Raw genomic sequence first — 18,335 nt, 5'->3', positions numbered from 1 at the left:
TCAGGCTTTCGCTTCGGCGGGGGACTCGGCGTCGGACACCGGACGGGACACATCGGCAAGATCGGGGGCGCCGTGCTCCACCTCGCGGCGGCGGTGTGCGGAGGCGCGGCGGGCAATGGCCCACTTATGCGTCTCGTTGGAACCGTCATAGATGCGGAAGGCGCGGACCTCGTTGAGGTACGAGGCCAGCGGCAGCCGGTCGGTGACGCCGTCGCCGCCGCACAGCTGCAGGCTGCGGTCGATCACCCGGTACACCGCCTCCGAGGTGTGGGCCTTGGCCACCGAGGACAGGGCGGATCCGGCCCTGGCATCGCTCTCCAGCAGCGCCGCGGTCTTGGTGATGATGGCATCGGAGGTTTCAATGTCGATCACGGACTGGGCGATCATTTCCTGGGCCAGGCCGAGTTCATTCATCACCGATCCGAAAATCTCGCGCCGGTTGGTCCGGTCCAGCGCAATGTCCAGGGACCGCCGGGCCAGGCCGAGCCAGCGCATGCAGTGGGTCAGTCGGGCCGGGCCAAGCCGGACCTGCGCGTAACGGAAGCCTTCCCCCGGTGCCCCGAGCACGGCGGTATCCGGCACGAATACGTCCTCGAAGTGCACGTGCGGATGCCCGCCGCCGATCGCCCGGTCCATGGTGTGCAGCTGCTCGCCGATCCGCACACCGGGGGCGTCCATGTCCACCAGGAGCATGGTGGCTCCGGCGGGGGCGCCGTCGACCGCCGGGGTGCGGACCATGGCGATGCAGAAGGTGGCGTTGTTGGCGCCGCTGGTAAAGCGCTTGTGCCCGGTGATCAGCCAGCCGCCGTCGACCTTCGCGGCAGTGCTGCGCAGGGCGGCCGGGTCCGAACCGGCGCCCGGGTGCGGCTCGGTCATACCGAAGCAGGAGCGGGCCGCGCCGGAGACCAGCGGAGCGAGGTAACGCTGCTTCTGCTCCTCGCTGCCGATCAGGTGCAGCATGTGCATGTTCCCCTCGTCCGGGGCCATGCAGTTCAACGCCGACGGGCCGATCAGCGAGTAGCCGGCCTCCTGGAAGATGGGGGACCAGTGCTCCAGCGGCACGCCCTGGCCGCCGTATTCGCGCGGTGCGTGCGGGGCGAAGACGCCGGCTGCCTTCGCGGCGGATCGCAGCTCCTCCAGCAGGGCCTCCGGTACGACGGCGCCCGGCCGCGGTTCGGCGGGGATCACCGTGCCGCGGATGAATTCACGGGTGCGCAGGCGCAGGTCTTCGATCTCCGGCGAAACGGTGCTCATGGCGGGGGTCCTTAGGGTGGCGGGATGCTGTTCGGCCAGCGGGCGGGTCAGGCCGCGCCGCCGGCCACCAGCAGGCCGCCGTCGAGGTTGATGATCTGCCCGGTGACCCAGGCGGCGTCGTCGGAGGCCAGGAAGGCAGCCGCGCCGGCCACGTCCTCCGGGGTGCCGAGCCGCTTGAGCGGGTAGGTGGAGCTGACCTTTTCCTCGCGCCCTTCGTACAGGGCACGGGCAAACTGCGTCTTGACGACGGCGGGTGCCAGCGCGTTCACACGCACGGTGGGTGCCAGTTCGACGGCGAGGGTACGGGTGAGCTGTTCCACGGCGGCCTTGCTGATGCCGTAGAAGCCGATGCCGGCGGCAGGTGTCTGCGCCGAGACGGAGGAGAGGTTCAATACCGAGCCGCCGCGGCCGCGGAAGTCCAGGGCTTCATGGGCGCAGACGGCGGTGACCCAGGCGAGGGTGCCGAGCACGTTGACGTCGAGGATCCGGCGGGCCGCCTCCGGGTCCAGCTCGCTCAGCGGGCCGTAGACGGGGTTCACCCCGGCGTTGTTCACGAGGATGTCCAGCCGGCCCCAGGTGTCCGCGACGGTGTCCAGCACCTCTGCGCGGTGGTCCGGGTCGTCGGACCGGCCGGCAACCGCCAGCACGGTGCCTTCCGGGAACTCCGCAGCGGCTTCCTTCAGCGGGCCGATGTTGCGGGCGGTGATGCAGACCTTCGCGCCTTCGGCCACCAGCCGCCGGGCGATCGCCAGTCCGATGCCGCGGCTGGCTCCGGTGACCACTGCTGTCCTGCCCTCGAGGCGGGGCCTGGCTGTCTCCTGCCCCGGCACCTGCTCCGGCTGCTCCGGCGTCTGTTCCGTCATGCTGCGCCAACTTCCGCTCAAACTACTACCGGGACCTACTACCGAGCGACCGCTCGGTACGGTTAGTCTGGTGCAGGCCCTCCGAACGTGTCAAGGGTCACATTATTCTCGCATTGCTCTCACATTGTTCCCATGGAAGGGACGGCATGACCGACACCCGTGTGCAGCCCGGCTGGCGGGACTTCTCCGTCCCCGCCCTGCCCCCGCTGCTGCGCGCCGCCCTGGACTGTTTTGTGGAGCACGGCTACCACGGGACCACCATCCGCACCGTCGCCACCCGCGCCGGGCTCTCCGTGCCCGGGCTGTACCACCATTACCCGTCCAAACAGGCGCTGCTGGTGGGGATAGCCGAATCCGCCATGGCAGACCTGTACGCCCGCAGCACGGCGGCCCTGGCCGAGGCCGGCGGTGACGTGGAGCAGCGGTTTGCCCTGCTCATCGAATGCCTGGTCCTGGTCCACGCCTACCGCTGGGAACACGCCTTCATTGCGGCCAGCGAGATCCGCAGCCTGGAGGGGCCGGCCCGGGCCGGGCATATCGCGGCCCGGGACCGGCAGCAGAAACTCCTGGACGACGTCGTGGCCGAAGCCGTGCGCAGCGGCCGCTTCACCACCGGCTACCCCAAGGACGCCAGCCGGGCGGTCACCACCATGTGCACCGGAGTGGCCCAGTGGTACCGCGCCGGCGGCCCGCTTCCGCCGGAGGAACTGGCGGACCGCTATGTGCAGATCTGCCGCGGCGCGGTCGGCGCCGTGTAGGCGGTCCCAGGCAGTCCTACCGGTACCAGCGGTGCAGGTTCTCCTTCGGCTCGTCCCCGCGGGCCGTCTCGGAAATCCACGGTCCGGTGCCTTCGGACCCGTCCAGCACACCCTCCTCCTGCCAGGTGTACCGCCCGGCCAAAACGCCCTTGGATAGCCGGCGGTCGGACTCGTCGGAGTTGTTCCACAGGCCGTCGAAAAGTGCTTCGATCCGGACCCGGGATTCCCTGCTGAACGCATCGGCGAGCTCGAATGCGCTGGCTCCTTCCGCCGGATCCTCCCGGCGGATCTTCACGGCGCGGACGCAGGAGGCGGAGATGGCAAAAATCTCGGCACCGATGTCCACGATCCGGCCCAGGAAAACCTGGTGCTGTTCCAACCCGGCCTGCCAGCGGGCCATGCCGTAGAAGGTGGAGCGGGCCAGCCGGCGCGAAGCCCGCTCGGCGTAGCGCAGGTGCCGGGCCAGCACGCCGAACTCCGTGTAGGACGTCGGCACATTGCCCTTGCCCGCGGCGAGCGTCGGCAGCCACTTGCCGTAGAAACCGCTGGCCTTCAGGGCCGCCCGCGCCTTGGCGCCCACCGGAGCATCCGCCACCGCCAGGTCCCCGGCCGCGGAGAGGTGGGCATCCACCGCTTCACGTGCAATGAACAGGTGCATGATCTCGGTGGACCCCTCGAACACCCGGTTGATGCGCAGGTCCCGCAGCTGCTGCTCGGCCGGGACCGCACGCTCGCCGCGGGCCGCAAGCGAATCGGCCGTCTCGAAACCGCGTCCGCCGCGCACCTGCACCAGCTCGTCCGCAATGTTGTAGGCCATTTCGCTGGCCCATAGTTTGGCCAGGGCCGCCTCGATGCGGATGTCCTTGGTGCCGGCGTCGGCCAGTTCGGCGGAGAGTTCAAACACCGCCTCCAGCGCGAAGCTGGTGGCTGCAATGAAGGCGAGCTTCTTGGCCACGGCCTCGTGCCGGCCAATCGGCCTGCCCCACTGCTCCCGGGCACCGGACCAGCCGCGGGCAATCTTCAGCGACCATTTGCCGGCCGCGGCGCACATGGCCGGAATGGACAGCCGGCCCGTGTTCAGTGTGGTCAGGGCGATCTTCAGGCCCTGGCCCTCGCGGCCCAGCCGGTTGGCGGCCGGGACGCGGACATTGGTGAACCGGGTGACCCCGTTTTCGATGCCGCGCAGGCCCATGAAGTTGTTGCGGTTCTCCACGGTGATGCCGGGGGAGGACATCTCCACCACAAAGGCGCTGATCCCGCCCTTGGACTCGCCGTGCGGCGGAACGGCGGCCATCACCACCACCAGTTCGGCAATGACCCCGTTGGTGGTCCACAGCTTGACGCCGTCGATCACGTATTCGCTGCCGTCGTCGGAGGGGATGGCGGTGGTGCGCAGCCGCGCGGGGTCGGACCCGACGTCGGGTTCGGTGAGCAGGAAGGCGGTCACCGCCCCGGCGGCGCAGCGCGGCAGGTACTCCTCCTTCTGCGCCTCGGTGCCGAACACCTTGACCGGTTCCGGCACACCGATGGACTGGTGGGCGGAGACCAGCGCACCCAGGCTGGGGTGCACGGTGCCCAGGATCATCAGGGCACGCCCGTAGTTCAGCAGGGACAGGCCCAGCCCGCCGTAGTGCTGCGGGATCTTTATTCCAAACACCCCCAGATCGGCGAGCCCGCGCAGGTTCTCGTCGGGGATGATGCCGGTACGTTCAATTGCCCGGCCGTCCATGGTTTTGCAGTAGTCCGTCAAGGCCGCCAGGAACAGCTGTGCCCGGGCCTCTTCATCGAGGTCCCCCGGGGGCAGGGAGCCCACCAGGTCCAGGTTGTAGTTGCCCAGGTAGATTCCCTTGGCGAAACTCGGCCGGGACTCACCGGTATCCCGGGCTGCTTCGGTGGCGTTGCGGGCGTCCTGTTCGGTGACGACGCGTTCCTTGATTTTGCGGGCGCTGCCGTTGCGGCTGGCGTCCTGGGAAAGATCAGTGGTGCTCATGGGATTTCTCCTCTGTCACGGCTGCCCCGTGTGCACGGCTCAACAGCCTCGGCTCACTGTGGGGACCATGCTACGCGCCAGTAGGTACGGGTAAAGGGGGTTCGGTGGCTAATGTTGGCCGTAGGCCACATTGCCGCAGGTAACCGCCTGGAGAGGGCGGAAAATCAGCGGCGTTCAACGCGAAGGAGTGCAACATGGCATGGGTGGATACGGAACGCGCGGAACTGGTCCGGACGCTGCGGGAGGCGGATCCGCTCGCACCCACCCTGTGTGAGGGGTGGGACGTGCGCCGGCTGCTGGCGCACCTCGTGCTCCGGGAGCACGCCCCCTGGAAGATCGCCGCCGATGCGGTGCGCCGGCCCAAACCGGGCCAGGAAAAGCACCTCGGCGCCGAGGCTGCAGCGGCAGCGGTGCCTGAGGGCTATGCTGCGCTGGTTGACCGGTTCGCCGCCGGTCCGGGCCGGTTTTCGCCCTACCGGCTGGAGGCGGCAAACCTGGTGGAATACGTCGTTCACCATGAGGACATCCGCCGCGGCGAGGGAACGGCCGCACCACGGGAACTCCCTGCCGGCCAGCAGCAGGCGCTGTGGAAGCAGCTGGGCCTGATGGCGCGGATGGGATACCGCGGCAGCCCTGTCGGCGTGGAACTGGCGCTGCCCGGTTCGGGGCGGCGCAGGGTCAAGCGCGGCACTGAGTCGGTGTTGGTTTCCGGGGATGTAGTGGACCTCGCGCTGCATGCCATGGGCCGGCGCGCAGCGGCCAATGTCAGCATCGAAGGCGGGGGTGACGCCGTCCGCGCGTTCCGCCAGTGGGCAGGCAGGTAACCCCACCCGGCTTGACAAGTACCCCCTCTGTGCCGTTGAAATAGTAAGCACACTGATTGTTCAGCGGAGCAGAACCGCTTACCAATGACGTATCAGGAAAGCAGGAAGATGCAGAACGAGGGGGATTGGGAACCCGTGCGGCTGCTCTCGACGGCTGCACGGCTTGTACGGCGGGAAGTGGATAACAAGCTTCGCGCAGTGGGACTAACCCAGGAACGTGTGACGGTGCTGCGGGTGCTCCTTGCCGATGGGCCCATGCGCCGCGCGGAGCTTGCCCGGCGGCTGCGTGTTACTGCACAGACCCTGGGGACGGCGCTCGTGAGTATGGCCGGGCAGGGCCTCGTGGAAGAGGTGCCGGCGGAAACTGTCGGCAGGTCCGGACGATGGGTTGCCATTTCCGAACGCGGGCAAAAGCTCCTGGCCGACGCCGAAAACCTTGAGCAGGACGACTCCACCGCCGGGATCGGCCCCGAGCTGCGTGCGGAACTGACTGCGCTTATCAGGGGACTGGAACCGGGCAGGCCGACCCGGCGTGCGGCTCCGCTGTTCCCCTCCGGCCGGCAGCAGGGTGTGCCCCCGCTCACCGCGGGCTCCGAGCCACCGCTGCCGGGGTAACGTGTTGACGTAAGCAACACGTTATTGGCCTGGTGCCGGGGAAGGAAGGGCATGAGCGAGGGTATCCGCGTTGCCGACGTTGATGGAATAGAAGAGGGCGAGGCCCTCACGGTGGACGCCGAAACGGCGGGCACCGCGGACGACATTGCCGTGTTCCACAGCGACAACGGACGCTTCTACGCGCTCAATGACACCTGCACGCACGAGGATGCATCCCTTGCCGAAGGATGGATCGAGGGGGATGAGGTGGAATGCCCCGTCCACTCCGCACGCTTCTGCCTCCGCACCGGCGAGGCCCTGTGCCTGCCGGCCCTGGTCAATACCAAGGCCCACCGGGTGGACGTGCGTGACGGTGGGGTCTGGCTCTACCCCAACGAGAGTCCGCTCGGCGCTTGAGTACCGACGGAGCCCCGGCGTCCATAGCCGTGGTGGGCGGCGGAATCGCCGGCTTCAGTGCGGTGCGTGAGCTGCGCCGGCGCGGTTATGCCGGCGTACTGTCCCTGGTGGATCCCGCCGGACTGCCCTATGACCGGCCGCCGCTGAGCAAGGCCTTCCTCGCCGGGACCCTGGACCGGCTGCGCCTGCAGCTGGCTCCCCGGCAGTGGTTCGAGGACAACAGCATCTCCGTGATTGCCGACTCCGTGGGCAGGCTCGACGCCGGCAGCGGCACCACCGCGCCCGTCCTCGCCCTGGCCTCCGGCACGGAGCTGACGGCCGACGTCGTTCTGCTTGCCACCGGTGCCCGCGCCCGCCGGCTGCCGCTGCCGGGTGCGGACCTGCCCGGGGTGTTCACCCTGCGCAGCGCCGGCGACGCCGAAGCGCTGCGGGAGCGGATCATTCCCGGTGCACACCTGGTCATCCTTGGCGCCGGACTGATCGGCGCCGAAGTGGCAGGTACCGCCCGCGCCCTGGGCGCCGACGTCACCCTGGTGGATCCCGCCGGCCTGCCGTCCGCATCCGCGGTGGGTCCCGAGATGGCCGGCTCCCTGCATCAACTCCACACCGCGCACGGCACGCACTACCGGCGCGGCATGCCGGAGGCCATCTGTGCGGACGGGGGAGCCCTGACCGTGGAGCTCACGGACGGCAGCAGGCTTTCCGCCACCGCGGTCCTGATGGCCGCGGGCAGCGAACCGGTCACGGAACTCGCCCGCGGTGCGGGGTTGGCGGTGGACGGCGGCGTACTGGTGGACGGCTCCGGGCGCACTTCCCACCCGCGCGTTTTCGCCGCCGGAGATTCCTCCCGCCGCATTGGTTCCGGCGGAGTGCCCGGCCGCAGGTTCGAGCACTGGGATGCTGCCCGGCACACGGGTGAGGCGGCCGCGGCCGGGATGCTCGGCGTCGACCCTCCGGCCGCGGCGGTGGACTGGTTCTGGTCCGACCGGTACGGCGTGCATCTGGAAGTGGCCGGCAGCATGACGGTTCCGGGGCGGACCATGCTCCGCGGCGAACCCGGCCCCGGTTTTATGGCCTTTCGCCTCGGTGCGGACGGGACGCTGGCCGGCGTGGCCGCCGTCGACGCCGGAACCGCCGTGCGGGCCGCGCGCAGGCTGATTGAAACCGGGCGCCGTGTGGACCCGGAACAGCTGCGGGACCCCGCCGTGGACCTGCGGCGGCTGGCGCGGGCCAAGTCCTAGGGCACCTCCCGGGCCGTCCGGGGCGCCCGGATGGCGGGGCACTCAGCGGCCGAAAGGGTATTACGAAAGATTAGCGTTGCGTAATTGGGTTAACCCTGGGCTAATCTTATTTTTGGACCCGCGACCGCCGGGTCTGTTCCGTCCGTTTATGTGATCCAAGGAGCCCAAAATGGCCCTGTCCCGGATGCGGCGCGCAGCCGCTGCGGCCGCCGTCGCCGTTCTTTCCCTCTCCGCCTGCTCCACCGGCGCCGCGGGTGAAAACGAATCCTCCAGCAGCGCTGCCGCTGCCGAAGACCAGTTCCCCGTAACCATCGAGCATGCCTTCGGCGAGACCACCATTGAAGGTGTTCCCGAGCGGGTGGCAGCCGTGTCCTGGGCCAACGCGGAGACCGCCCTCGCGCTGGGTGTGGTTCCCGTGGGTATGCCCTTGATTGAGTTCGGCGGCAACGAGCAGGGCACCACCCCCTGGATCGACGACGCGCTCGAGGACCTGGACGCACCCATCGGCTCCGAAAACGCTCCGGCGCAGTACTCCGAGGCTGACGGCATTGCCTTCGACGACGTCGCGGCCACCAACCCCGACGTCATCATCGCTGCGTACTCCGGCCTCTCGCAGGAGGACTACGACAAGCTGAGCAAGATTGCTCCCGTGGTGGCCTACCCCGAAGCTCCCTGGGGCACCTCCTGGCAGGACACCGCCACCATGATCGGCGAGGCCCTGGGCAAGAGCGACGACGCGGAAAAGCTGGTGGCGGACACAGAGCAGGCCATCACCGACAAGGCCGCCGAATACCCGCAGCTGGAAGGCAAGACCTTCATCTACGGCAACCTCGCCCCGGGTGCGGAGAACTCCGTCTACACCGCGCTGGACAACCGCCCCAAGTTCATGGAGTCCCTGGGCCTGACGCAGGCCCCCGTGGTGGCCGAGAACAGCAAGGAAGGCGAGTTCTACGTCCCCTGGTCCGACGAGAACCTCAACCAGCTGGACTCGGATATCTTCGTCAGCTGGGTGGCCAGCGACGACGTGGCGGACACCATTGCCTCCGATCCGCTGTTGAGCCAGATCCCCGCTGTGAAGAACGGCAGCCTGGTGGCCGACGCCGATCCCACGCGCGTCTTCTCCACGTCGGCCATCAACGTGCTCAGCATCCCGTACGCCCTGGACAACGTGGTGCCGATGATCGCCGACGCCGCCACGGCAGCGGACAACGCGAAGTAACGTTCCTGCCCACGTAAGCAAGAACACATCTGCCGCCTCAAAGGCGCAGCGGACACCCCGGCATCCCCGGGGTGTCCGCTTTTTAACCGTCCTGCACCCGCTCCGGCTGCGGTCCGGACGCCCCGCGCCGATTGGACAGTTCCCCACGGCAGTTTGCAATCATCGAACCTATGGAAGACCTCCTTTCCCTTGCCGTCAGCTTTAAACCGCTCTTTGCCGTGCTGGTGGCAGTGGGTGTTGCCCTGATCCTCGCCCGGATCCTGCGGGAGGTGGTCCACCGGGCCTTCCGGAAAACACCCGGCATCCGGGAAATCTCCGTCAAGGCCCGGAACCCGCTGCGTCTGGGGCTCGCCCTGATCGGAGTGCGGATTGCCCTCGGCGCCACGGCAGCCGGGACCTCGTGGCTGCCGGCGGTGGACTATGTGCTGGTGCTGGGCCTGATTGGTGCGGTGGCCTGGCTTGCAGTGGTGGTGCTGCTGGTCATTGAGGCCATGATCCTCACCAGGTACAGCACCGATACCCGCGATAACCGCAGGTACCGGCGCCTCAAGACCCAGGTCATCCTGGGCCGGCGGGTCGGCATCGCCATCCTGATCAGCCTGGCCGTGGCCTGTGTGCTGCTGACCATTCCCGAGGTCCGTGCCCTCGGCGCCGGCATCCTGGCCTCCGCCGGTGTGCTGTCCATCGTGGCCGGCCTCGCCGTGCAGGGGACGCTGACGAATGTCTTTGCCGGAATGCAGCTGGCCTTCACCGATGCGATCCGGGTGGACGACGTCGTTGTGGTGGAAGGCGAATGGGGCACCATCGAGGAAATCACCATGACCTACGTGGTGCTCCACATCTGGGACGACCGGCGCCTGATCCTGCCCTCCACCTACTTCACCACCACGCCGTTCCAGAACTGGACCCGCCGCCGGTCGGACATCCTGGGCACGGTGGAACTGGACCTGGACTGGCGGGTCCCGGTGGGGGAGCTGCGCACCCTGCTCAGGGAGATCCTGGCCGACACCGACCTGTGGGACCAGCGCACCAGTGTCCTGCAGGTGACGGACGCGGTGAAGGGCCTGGTGCGGATCCGCATCCTCGTCAGCGCCGTGGACAGCGGCACCCTGTTCGACCTGCGCTGCCTCATCCGCGAAACCATGGTGACACACCTGCAGGAACACCATCCGGAGGCCCTTCCCCGGCAGCGCTGGGAGGAAGTCCGTCCACCGGCCCGCGCGGCGCAGCGCGTTCCCCGCAGCGCCCCGGCGACGCGCAGCGAGGACACCAGCGACTCCCAGCTGTTCACCGGCAGCATCGACGCCGTGGAGCGCCGCGTGAGCTTCTCCGGCCCCGGCGAGGAGGTCTTCGCCGAACGGGAGGACGCCGCAGAGGAGCAGTCCCGCTGACTTTCCCGTTCCCGGCCGGGCCACACGCCGGAGGTGTTGACAGCAGGCCGTACGCCGGGCGGCAATAAGAACCCCGGCAGCACCGCCGGGCCGGCGAAGGGACGGGACGATGGCGGATGCTTTTGTGCTCCACGAAATCCAGGGCTCCAGTGTCTGGGCCAACGACGGCGAACGGCTGGGGCTGGTGGGGGAGGTCCACCTGGACCGGGTCACGGGCGAACCCGTCTGGGTCACCGTCGATCTGGGCCTGTTCGCGACCGAGGAGCACTATGTTCCGTTGATCAGTGCCCGGCGCGACGGGCAGGACATCTTCGTGAACTACAGCAGGAACCAGGTGGCGCACTCGCCGGGAGCGAATCCGGAAAATCCGCTCAGCCCCGGAGAAGAGTCGGTTTTGATGGATTACTACGGCCTGCGCTGAACCGCCGGGGTGCCCACGTCAGCGGAACCTCTTTGTTGCTAAGAACGCTTACTAATAGCATGGGGGCAGACATCCATCCCCGCAGGAGGCCGAAGTGGCGCAGGACAGCAACAGCAAAGCCGAGACAGCACCGAGTCCGGACGACGCACGCAAACCCGATAAACCCACCGAGGTTTCCAAACCCAACTGGAAATACATCCTCAAGAAGACCGTCCGGGAGTTTTCCAAGGACCAGTGCACCGACCTGGCCGCGGCGCTGACGTACTACACCGTCCTGGCGATCTTCCCGGCACTGCTGGCCATGGTCTCCATCCTGGGGGTCGTGGGACAGGGCGAAAGCACCACGAATGCCCTGCTGGACTTCGTTAAGCAGTTTGCGCCCGAAGACGCCGCCAAGGTCATTCAGGGACCCATCGAGCAGCTGACGAACTCCAGCGCTGCCGGCATCACGTTGATCATCGGTATCGTGGGCGCCCTCTGGTCCGCCTCCGGCTTCGTGAAGGCGTTCGGCCGTTCCCTCAACCGCATTTACGAAGTGGATGAAGGCCGGCCCGCCTGGAAACTGCTTCCCACGCAGCTGCTTGTGACCCTGATCCTGGTCCTGATGGCGGCCGCACTGATGCTGATGCTGGTGATTTCCGGCCCGATCGCCGAAGCGATCGGCAACGTCATCGGCCTGGGCAGTGAAGCGGTAACCGTCTGGAACATCGCCAAGTGGCCGGTCATGCTGATCTTCGCCGTGCTGATCATCGCAGTCCTTTACTACGCCACCCCGAACGTCAAGCAGCCTAAATTCCGCTGGATGAGCATGGGCTCGCTGATTGCCCTCGTGATCCTGGCGATCGTGACCCTTGGCTTCAGCTTCTACGTCGCAAACTTCGGCAACTACAACGCCACCTACGGTGCCATCGGCGGCGTCATCGTCCTGCTGCTGTGGATCTGGCTGGCCAATGTGTCCCTGCTCTTCGGTGCGGAGTTCGACGCCGAGGTGGAGCGCGGCCGCGAACTGCAGGCAGGCATCCAGGCCGAGGAATCCGTGCAGCTTCCCCCGCGTGACACCCGCCAGACGGAGAAGCGCCAGGAGCAGGAAGAGAAAGACATCGAGGAAGGCCGGAAGCTGCGCCAGCAGCACGCCGGCAAGGACTACGACGACCACCTGCACGAGTAGCCCTTAGCGCCAAAGCTCTCAAAGAAACAGAACGCCCCGGACCGAACGGTCCGGGGCGTTCTGCGTATTGGGGGCTCTGCGTTCCGGGGGCGTTCTGCGTTCCGGGTGGGGCGGGAGTTACCAAATTGTGAGTTGTCTCACAATGTATTAACTAGTAAGTTACAACCGATCGGCAGCGCCTGCCGACGTTGTTGACGAAGGAGTCAAGTGCCGGACAAGCAGCAGCCATCACCCGGACAGGGGCGGTGGCAGAAAACCGCGGCGGTTATCACCCGCATTGAAATATTTATCGGCGCCGTCGCGCTTATCACCATCCTGGCAATGGTCTTTATGCAGGCCCTGCAGCGCTACCTGCCCGGAGGAGGCTACGCCTGGACCGGTGAGCTTGCCCGCTTTGCACTCATCTGGCTGACCTTCGCCGCAGCCGGCGTGCTGGTGAGCACCAACGGACATATCGCCTTGGAGATCGTGGACGCCATCCCCAACCAGATGGTGGTCCGCTGGGTCCAGGTCATTGCGCTGGTGGTGGTGGCAGTCACCGGATTCGGTCTGACCATCGAAGCCTTCGCGCTCATTGACTCGCAGCAGATCATTAAGTCACCCGTGCTTCGCGTGCCCATGTCCTTCGTCTACCTGCCCGTGCTCCTGGGCGTGCTCAGCCTGACGGTCCGGGCCCTGGTTGCAGCGGTCCTGGTCGCGAAAAACGGCCCGATGCTCACCGAGTACGACAGCGATGAAGCACCGGCGGTGGTCGTATGATGCTCGCCCTCCTCGGCATCGCCATTGCGGTGCTCCTGGTCATCCGTGTCCCGGTGGCTATTGCCTTCCTCGGCCCGTCGCTGGTCTACATGCTGGTGAACGGCCGCTCTCCCGGCAGCGCGCTGCGCGAAGTGGCCAACGCCGCCGACAGCTTTCCGCTGCTGGCTGTACCGCTCTTTATCCTCCTCGGCGCGCTGGCCAACCATGCTGGAATTGCGGACCGGCTGTTCCGCTTCGCCATGGCGGCCTTTGCCTCCGTGCGCGGCAACCTCGGTTACGTGAGCGTCGGCGTCAGCCTGGGCTTCTCCTGGATGAGCGGATCCGCCGTTGCGGATGCGGCAGCGCTGGGCAAGGTGGAAATTCCCGCCATGCTCCGCAACGGGTACAGCCGCCGCTTCGCCACCGGCGTCGTCGCGTCCTCATCCCTCATCGCGCCGGTGATGCCGCCGAGTATCCCGGCAGTCATCTTCTCCGGCCTCGCCGCCGTGTCCACCGGCGCGCTGTTCGCAGCCTCCGTCCTGCCTGCCCTAGCCATGACCCTGGGGCTCTGCATCGTGGTCTACATCCTGGTCCGCCGGCAGCCCAACATCGTCAAGGGCACCTTCGACAAGGCCGAATTCGTTGCCTCACTCAAGGGTGTCGCCCTGCCGCTGCTGGCGCCGATCATCATTCTGGGCGGCATCCTGGCCGGCATCTTCACCCCCACCGAAGCCGCCGCCGTCGGCGTGATGTACATGCTGCTGCTCGGCCTTGGCCAGCGCACCCTCTCCATGGCAGGGCTGCTGGCCGCCATCAAGGAAACCGTCCTCACCACAACCGGCATCATGCTGATCGTGGCCAGTGCGTCCCTGCTGGGCTACATCCTCGCCCGGGAGCGGCTGCCGCAGATGCTCACCGAGGCGCTGTTCGGGTTCACCGACAATCCCACGGTCTTCCTGATCCTGGTGGTCCTGCTCGCACTGCTGCTGGGCACCGTCATCGATGCGACGGCCATTCTGGTGCTTGTGGTTCCGATCCTGATGCCGATTGCCGTGCAGTACGGGGTCAACCCGATTTCCTTCGGTGTACTGCTCATCATCTCGCTCATGATCGGCCTGCTGACCCCTCCGGTGGGCACGGTGCTCTTTGTCACCTCAGCGGTGTCCAGGACCCGGATCGGCGAGGTCTTCCGCGGCTGCCTGCCGTTCATCATCCCGTTCCTGGCCATCCTGGCCCTGATCATCGCCTTCCCTGAAGCGCTGCAGGTGCTCCCCGGCCTGCTGGGGCTCTAGGCCCTTGAATCCCCCTACGCACAACCATCCCAAACCGAGAAGAGAGACAACCATGAAGGCACAACGAAGCAAGCACCTGGCCCTGGCCACCCTCGCAGTGCTGCCGGCAATGATGCTGGTCAGCTGCTCAGGCGGAGATTCCGGAGCTGAAGGAGGAGGAAGCGGAGAGGAAGTAGAGCTCACGCTGGCCCACAGCTACAACGAAGACCAGCCGCAGCACCGCTGTGGAGCCCAGGTCATCGCCGACGAGGTTGCGGCAGCGGATGTCGGGGTGACCGTGGAGATCTTCCCGTCCAGCCAGCTTGGCGGCGACGCGGACCGCGTCGCCTCCGTGGCCTCCGGCGACATCGATATCGATATCCAGGGAGCATCGGCCCTGGGCTCGGTCTACGAGCCCATCAGCGTGCTTGACGCAGCCTACGTCTTCGAGGATTCGGACCACCTTGCCGCATTCATGGCCAGCGACGAGTCGAAGACCGTGGTCGACGGCTTCGCCGAAGCCGCCGGTGTCCAGACCCTGGGCGCCTGGTCTGCGGGGGCCCGGCACTTCACCGCCGGCAAGCCCATCACCAAGCCTGAGGACCTGGAGGGTCTGCGGATCCGCTTCCCCGGTTCACCGCAGTTCCTGATGAACGCAGAAGCCCTTGGTGCTTCCGCCACCGAAGTGGCCTATGAGGAGCTGTATCTCGCCCTGCAGCAGGGCACCGTGGACGGCCAGGAAAACCCGGTCACCAACATCAAGGCGCAGAACCTCGCCGAGGTGCAGGACTACCTGTCCCTGACGGGCCACCAACTGAACACCAACCTCATCATTGCGGGTCCGGTCTGGAACGAACTCTCCGGCGACCAGCAGGACGCCGTGAACGCCGCCGTCGAGAAGGCTGTCACTGAAGTGACATCCTGCGTCGAGGAAGACGAAGCGGAAACGCTGTCCGAGTGGAAGGCTGAAGGCGCCTGGGAAATCGTGGAGGACGTCGACGTGGACGCCTTCCGCAGCCAGTCCCTTGAGTACCTGGAGTCCGAATACACCGGAGATTCACTGGAAGTATTCGAAGCCATCCGCGCCACGGCAGAGTAACCGCCGTGCGGTCGACGACGGCGGCGCACACCGTTCCAACCTTTACCGGTGACGTGCCCGCGGACGAGCTCGGGACAACCCTGATCCATGAGCACGTTTTCGTGGGCCATCCGGAACTTGACCTCAATCTGCCCCATCCTGAATGGGATGAGGAGCAGGCGGTCGAGAAGGCTGTGGCCGGTTTCGAGCGGCTCTACGCGCTCGGGGTGCGCACCGTCGTCGACCTCACAGTGCCTGGGCTGGGACGCGATGTTGCCCGGGTGCTCCGCGTGGCGCGGCGCAGCCCGGTTCGGCTGGTCGCGGCCACGGGGTACTACACCGCTGACGGGCTGCCACAGTTTTTCCGGACCCACGGCCCCGGCGGCCTGGTGGACTCGGAGGATCCGTTGGTGGAGCTGTTCCTGCGGGATATCCGGGAAGGAATTGCCGGCACGGATATCCGGGCGGGCATGTTGAAGGTCTTTTCCGATGCCGACGGCATCACTGCCGACGTCGAACGCGTGTTCGCGGCTGCGGCGCACGCCCATTTGGAAACCGGGGTACCGGTGACCACCCACTCGCACGCTCCCTCCCGCGGCGGGATCGGCCAGCAGCAGCTGCTGGCGCGGCTGGGGGTGCCGCTGGACCGCGTAGTGATCGGCCATGCGGGGGACTCCGACGACCTTGACTATCTAATGGCCCTCGCCGACGCCGGATCCTTCCTGGGCTTCGACCGGTTCGGCATGGAGCATGTGGTCTCCGACGCGCAGCGGTTCCGCATGCTGTGGGCACTCATCAGCCGGGGCTACGCTGACCAAATAGTGCTCTCGCATGACGCGGCTTTCTTCAGCAGGATCACCCCGCCGTCCTGGCGCAAGCGGACCGTGCCGAACTGGCACATGGAAAACGTGCATACCCGGGTGCTGCCCCGCCTCCGCGAACTGGGGCTGGACGACGGCGTCCTGGACGCAATGATGATTGACAATCCCCGCCGCCTGTTGGCGCATGCGGGCCACAAATGAAAGACGGTGGAGTTATCGCCAGCGATACCGTGCAGCAGGGCGGAACACTGCGGAAGCGTGACCCGGAACGGACCCGCGCCGAAATTTTGGCGGTATCCACCGAGGTTTTCGCCGCACAGGGTTATTCCGGAGCGCGCGTCGACGAAATTGCGGACCGGACCCGCACCACCAAGCGGATGATCTATTACTACTTCGGCAGCAAGGAACAGCTTTACCTGGCGGTGCTCAAGAAGGCCTACAGCGGCATCCGCGAGGCGGAGCGGGCCATCCAGGTGGACAGCCTGAAACCCACCGAGGCCATCCGGCAACTGGCCGAACTCACCTATGACCACCATGTGCGCCACAGCGACTTCATCCGGCTGGTCATGATCGAAAACATCCACCGGGGTGTCTTCATCCGGCAGATCGACTCAATCCGCGACCTGGCGGAACCCGCTGTCGGCATCCTCGACGAGATCCTGGAGCGTGGGCAGGCCGAGGGAGTCTTCCGCCATGACGTGGATGCCTTTGACGTGCATCTGCTCATCAGCGCGTACTGCGTCTTCCAGGTGGCGAACCAGTACACCTTCGGCTATCTCTTTGGCCGGGACCTGCACGCCCCGCCGCTGAACGGGCATCTGCGGTCGATGCTCGGGGACGTCGTGGCGGCGTGGCTGCTGGCACCGGAGGGAACTCCCCGGCCGGCGTTGTGACGCCGGCCGGGACCCGCGGCTTACTGTTCCTTGCCCGCGTCCTGGGATTTCCGGCCGCGCCGTGGCTTGGCGCCGAGGTTCTTCCCCTTGGCCAGGAACCGCGCGCCGAACAACAGCAGGCCAACGGCCATCAGCGCTCCGGCCCGCAGCCACACGGTGCCGTCCTGCTGGGTCAGCAGCAGCAGGCAGGACGCGATGGCCAGGTACGGCACCACAATGGGGGCCTGGAAGTGTTTTTCCGCTACCTTGTCCCTGCGCAGCACAATGACTGCCACATTCGTGCTCAGGAAGACGAAGAGCAGCAGCAGGACCACGGTCTCCGCCAGGGAGGCCAGCCCGCCGGTCATGGTCAGCAGCATGGCGATGGCGGTGGTGGCGATGATGGCCACCCACGGAGTCCTGCGGTTGGGCAGCACCCGGCTGAAGACGGCGGGAAGCAGGCCCTGCTCCGACATGCCGAAGGTCAGCCGTGAGGACATGATCATGGTCAGCAGGGCGCCGTTGGCCACGGCGATCAGGGCGATCAGGCTGAAGAGCCAGTCCGGGACGCCGAAGCCGGTGGCGCTGACGACGTCGAGCAGCGGGCCTGAGGAGCCGGTGAGGTCCTCGGTCGGCAGCGCAATCGAGGCGGCCAGTCCGATCAGGACGTAGACCAGGCCGGCGGTGAGCATGGCGCCGAAAATCGCCTTCGGGTAGACCCGGCGGACGTCACGGACCTCTTCGGCAACGTTGGCCGAAACCTCGAAGCCGACGAAGGAGTAGTAGGCAATGACGGACGCGCCAAGGACGGCGGTGCCCGGATTCACGCCTACCGGGAACTCGGTGATCTGCTCGGTGTAACCCTCGTCCTGGCCCAGCATCAGGCCGACCAGCACAATCACCAGCACGAGGCCGGAAAGCTCAATCACGGTCATCACCACGTTGCTGCGCACCGACTCGGAAATTCCGCGGGCGTTCAGCAGCGCCACCAGCAGCAGGAACACGATGGCAGCCGGGACCGGCGGCACATCCAGGAACGGGCTGAGGTAGTCCCCGGTGAACGCCAATGCCAGGCCCGCGGCGCTGGTCACGCCGGCGGCCAGCATGGCGAAACCGACCAGGAAGGAAATGGCCGGGACCTTGAAGGCACGCTGGGCGAACACCGCCGCACCGCCGGCCTTGGGATACTTCGTCACCAATTCGGCGTACGAGGCCGCGGTCAGCAGTGCGAGGACGAGGGCAACCAGCAGCGGAACCCAGATGGCCCCGCCGACTTCACCGGACACTTCGCCCACCAGCGCGTAAATACCGGCGCCGAGGACGTCGCCCAAAATGAACAAATAAAGCATGGGGCCGGTGATGCCCTGCTTGAGTTTGGAGGCAGGCTTTTCCTGCGTGGTTTCTTCCATGGGGAA

Annotated in this window: 18 protein-coding genes; 14 read left to right on the top strand and 4 right to left on the bottom strand. The window is 66.8% G+C overall.

The window, feature by feature from the left end:
- Positions 1-1,254 (bottom strand): acyl-CoA dehydrogenase family protein, encoded by a 1,254-nt coding sequence (locus tag QNO10_RS12805; protein ID WP_229946691.1) that lies wholly within the window; start codon positions 1,252-1,254, stop codon positions 1-3.
- A gap of 47 nt (positions 1,255-1,301) precedes the next feature.
- Positions 1,302-2,117 carry an SDR family oxidoreductase gene (locus QNO10_RS12800; protein ID WP_229946692.1) on the bottom strand — a complete coding sequence of 272 codons (816 nt, stop codon included), beginning with the start codon at positions 2,115-2,117 and terminating at the stop codon, positions 1,302-1,304.
- A 146-nt stretch (positions 2,118-2,263) separates the two neighbouring features.
- On the opposite strand from QNO10_RS12800, the gene QNO10_RS12795 reads away from it, so the two are divergent.
- A complete protein-coding gene (locus tag QNO10_RS12795) occupies positions 2,264-2,875 on the top strand; it encodes a TetR/AcrR family transcriptional regulator (protein WP_229946694.1) in 612 nt (203 codons plus the stop codon).
- A 16-nt stretch (positions 2,876-2,891) separates the two neighbouring features.
- Here the strand turns inward: QNO10_RS12795 and QNO10_RS12790 are convergent, their stop codons facing one another.
- Positions 2,892-4,865, bottom strand: coding sequence for an acyl-CoA dehydrogenase family protein (locus QNO10_RS12790; protein ID WP_229946696.1), 1,974 nt, complete (start codon positions 4,863-4,865; stop codon positions 2,892-2,894).
- Between the two features lie 194 nt (positions 4,866-5,059).
- On the opposite strand from QNO10_RS12790, the gene QNO10_RS12785 reads away from it, so the two are divergent.
- The 13 genes from QNO10_RS12785 to QNO10_RS12725 all read left to right on the top strand — a co-directional run bounded on the left by QNO10_RS12785 (position 5,060) and on the right by QNO10_RS12725 (position 16,941).
- Positions 5,060-5,689, top strand: coding sequence for a TIGR03085 family metal-binding protein (locus QNO10_RS12785; RefSeq protein WP_229946698.1), 630 nt, complete (start codon positions 5,060-5,062; stop codon positions 5,687-5,689).
- An 84-nt stretch (positions 5,690-5,773) separates the two neighbouring features.
- Complete coding sequence (locus QNO10_RS12780; protein WP_229946706.1) at positions 5,774-6,304, top strand: MarR family winged helix-turn-helix transcriptional regulator; 531 nt, start codon at positions 5,774-5,776, stop codon at positions 6,302-6,304.
- Positions 6,305-6,355: 51 nt separating this feature from the next.
- A complete protein-coding gene (locus QNO10_RS12775; protein WP_229946708.1) occupies positions 6,356-6,700 on the top strand; it encodes a bifunctional 3-phenylpropionate/cinnamic acid dioxygenase ferredoxin subunit in 345 nt (114 codons plus the stop codon).
- Positions 6,697-7,941, top strand: coding sequence for an NAD(P)/FAD-dependent oxidoreductase (locus QNO10_RS12770; RefSeq protein WP_229946711.1), 1,245 nt, complete (start codon positions 6,697-6,699; stop codon positions 7,939-7,941). Before QNO10_RS12775 ends, QNO10_RS12770 begins: the two co-directional genes overlap by 4 nt.
- 169 nt (positions 7,942-8,110) lie before the next feature.
- Positions 8,111-9,160 (top strand): iron-siderophore ABC transporter substrate-binding protein, encoded by a 1,050-nt coding sequence (locus tag QNO10_RS12765; RefSeq protein WP_229946712.1) that lies wholly within the window; start codon positions 8,111-8,113, stop codon positions 9,158-9,160.
- Positions 9,161-9,330: 170 nt separating this feature from the next.
- The gene (locus QNO10_RS12760) at positions 9,331-10,551 is read left to right on the top strand and encodes a mechanosensitive ion channel family protein (RefSeq protein ID WP_229946714.1); all 1,221 of its coding nucleotides are present in this window, start codon (positions 9,331-9,333) and stop codon (positions 10,549-10,551) included.
- A 109-nt stretch (positions 10,552-10,660) separates the two neighbouring features.
- On the top strand, positions 10,661-10,972 hold the full coding sequence (locus QNO10_RS12755) for a PRC-barrel domain-containing protein (RefSeq protein WP_229946716.1): 312 nt from the start codon (positions 10,661-10,663) through the stop codon (positions 10,970-10,972).
- 94 nt (positions 10,973-11,066) lie between these two features.
- Positions 11,067-12,140, top strand: coding sequence for a YhjD/YihY/BrkB family envelope integrity protein (locus QNO10_RS12750; protein ID WP_229946718.1), 1,074 nt, complete (start codon positions 11,067-11,069; stop codon positions 12,138-12,140).
- 207 nt (positions 12,141-12,347) lie between these two features.
- Positions 12,348-12,899 (top strand): TRAP transporter small permease, encoded by a 552-nt coding sequence (locus QNO10_RS12745; RefSeq protein WP_229946719.1) that lies wholly within the window; start codon positions 12,348-12,350, stop codon positions 12,897-12,899.
- Positions 12,896-14,170 (top strand): TRAP transporter large permease, encoded by a 1,275-nt coding sequence (locus tag QNO10_RS12740; protein ID WP_229946722.1) that lies wholly within the window; start codon positions 12,896-12,898, stop codon positions 14,168-14,170. Before QNO10_RS12745 ends, QNO10_RS12740 begins: the two co-directional genes overlap by 4 nt.
- Positions 14,171-14,222: 52 nt before the next feature.
- Entirely contained in the window at positions 14,223-15,248 is a 1,026-nt protein-coding gene (locus QNO10_RS12735) for a DctP family TRAP transporter solute-binding subunit (protein ID WP_229946725.1), read from the top strand.
- A 5-nt stretch (positions 15,249-15,253) separates the two neighbouring features.
- Positions 15,254-16,249 (top strand): phosphotriesterase family protein, encoded by a 996-nt coding sequence (locus QNO10_RS12730; protein WP_229946727.1) that lies wholly within the window; start codon positions 15,254-15,256, stop codon positions 16,247-16,249.
- Entirely contained in the window at positions 16,246-16,941 is a 696-nt protein-coding gene (locus QNO10_RS12725; protein ID WP_229946730.1) for a TetR/AcrR family transcriptional regulator, read from the top strand. Before QNO10_RS12730 ends, QNO10_RS12725 begins: the two co-directional genes overlap by 4 nt.
- Positions 16,942-16,961: 20 nt before the next feature.
- On the opposite strand, the gene QNO10_RS12720 is transcribed toward QNO10_RS12725, so the two are convergent.
- The gene (locus QNO10_RS12720) at positions 16,962-18,329 is read right to left on the bottom strand and encodes an APC family permease (RefSeq protein WP_229946735.1); all 1,368 of its coding nucleotides are present in this window, start codon (positions 18,327-18,329) and stop codon (positions 16,962-16,964) included.
- Positions 18,330-18,335: the final 6 nt, after the last annotated feature.

It is taken from the genome of Arthrobacter sp. zg-Y919 (assembly GCF_030142045.1).
Lineage (GTDB): Bacteria > Actinomycetota > Actinomycetes > Actinomycetales > Micrococcaceae > Arthrobacter_B.
The sequence above is the reverse complement of the archived record's forward strand: the minus strand, read 5'-3'. Positions and strand labels throughout refer to the sequence as shown.